Source organism: Streptomyces sp. NPDC031274, from assembly GCF_055570235.1.
In genome coordinates, this window is sequence record NZ_JBVIHP010000209.1 from 1 (window position 1) to 1,455 (window position 1,455).

The window sequence follows — 1,455 nt, forward strand, 5'->3', positions numbered from 1 at the left end:
CGCTCGCCGACGGCGGCCGCATGGACGTCCTCGACACCTCGCACCAGCTCGCCGAGCTGCGTGCCCGGGTCGAGGAGGTCCGAGACAGGGCCGCCGTCAATGCCCGGCTCCCCGCCGTCAGCTTGGGAACCGTCGATCCTTCCGACGTGCCCAGCGGATACGCCCTGCAGCTGTCCCTCGGTCCCCTGGACTCCCTGGTCGACTCCATGCGGCTCGCGCGCGCCCACAAGTACGCGCTGCTGTTGAAGATGGTCCAGCGGATCCATCAGGCCGGCCGCGCAGAGGGCTGGGCTGCAGGGGCCCCGCTGTCGGCTCAGATCGTGTTCGGCCCGCACACCCCCACCGACCGGACGGCCATCTTGGAAGAGGTGGTGCGCGGCGTTACCGCGGGCGTGCTCTCGCTGGAGACTGGCATCCGCATGCTGCAAGACGCCGGGTACCCAATTGAGGACGCCCGTCAGGAAGTCGAACGGATCAGGGCCGGGCAACGGTCCGAGACGGGCACCAGACGGAAGTACACCGAATCAGCGGCCCCCGAGGAAGAGGCGGATGACGTCAGCGAGTAGAGCCGGATTCTGCGTAGTGCTTCTCTGACTTCACCTCTCGTATCTCCAGGGTGAAGTCCTTGCCGGTCGGGCTGTCAACGTATGTCTCCTGCTCCGACGAAATTCCGTCCTCCGCCGCCTCCCCAGATTCCCCGCTGCGTTCCTTCTGCGTGATCTCGTACTGGGCGCGGCTCCTGCTGTCGGGCTGCACTCCGGACATAGTCACTGCGTTGCTGCTGGCGTGCACTGGAGCTCCAGACCGCGACACGTCGAATCTGATCGTGTAGGTCTTTGCCTCGGCGGAATCGTTGTACGCCGTCACTGATATGTGCGGCGTGTAAGTCCGGTCGCCGTAATTGGGGATATTCGATGACGCCTTATCTACCGATTCATAGGCGATCTCGATTCGGCCACCACCCACGGGGATCACCGTCCGCTCCGAGTAGGTGAGGCTGCGATCCCAGTCGTCCCCCTCCGCGGTGACAAGCAAGATCGCGGCGGCCGTCACTACGCACGTTCCCACGAGGACGGTGACCAGCTTCGTGCGGTGCGGATACTTACGCATGTTCCCCCCAAAGGTCCTGAACATCAGGATACGGGGGTGAACCGGACTGTTGATCTTGCAGAGTCGGGGCGCCGCCCGTCCTGATTGCTCGGGCGTGAGGCCTCAGCGCGAACGCTTGGCGAGCCGCTCCACATCGAGCAGGATCACGGCACGGGCCTCCAGGCGCAGCCAGCCACGCCCCGCGAAGTCCGCCAACGCCTTGTTGACCGTCTCGCGGGACGCACCCACGAGCTGGGCCAACTCTTCCTGGGTGAGGTCGTGCACCACGTGGATGCCTTCCTGCGACTGGACGCGGAAGCGGCGCGACAGGTCGAGGAGCGCACGGGCCACACGGCACGGAACGTC

3 protein-coding genes are annotated in these 1,455 nt (G+C 65.7%); 1 reads left to right on the forward strand and 2 read right to left on the reverse strand.

Features of this window, described 5'->3' with window-relative positions:
- Positions 1 to 566 (forward strand): hypothetical protein (locus tag ACZ5CR_RS45040; protein ID WP_468869404.1); only part of this gene is annotated, 566 nt, incomplete at its 5' end.
- Here the strand turns inward: ACZ5CR_RS45040 and ACZ5CR_RS45045 are convergent.
- Together ACZ5CR_RS45045 and ACZ5CR_RS45050 are read right to left on the reverse strand one after the other, a co-directional pair.
- A complete protein-coding gene (locus ACZ5CR_RS45045; protein WP_468869408.1) occupies positions 556 to 1,134 on the reverse strand; it encodes a hypothetical protein in 579 nt (192 codons plus the stop codon). The genes ACZ5CR_RS45040 and ACZ5CR_RS45045 overlap by 11 nt on opposite strands.
- Positions 1,135 to 1,212: 78 nt before the next feature.
- Positions 1,213 to 1,455 (reverse strand): helix-turn-helix domain-containing protein (locus tag ACZ5CR_RS45050; protein WP_468869410.1); only part of this gene is annotated, 243 nt, incomplete at its 5' end.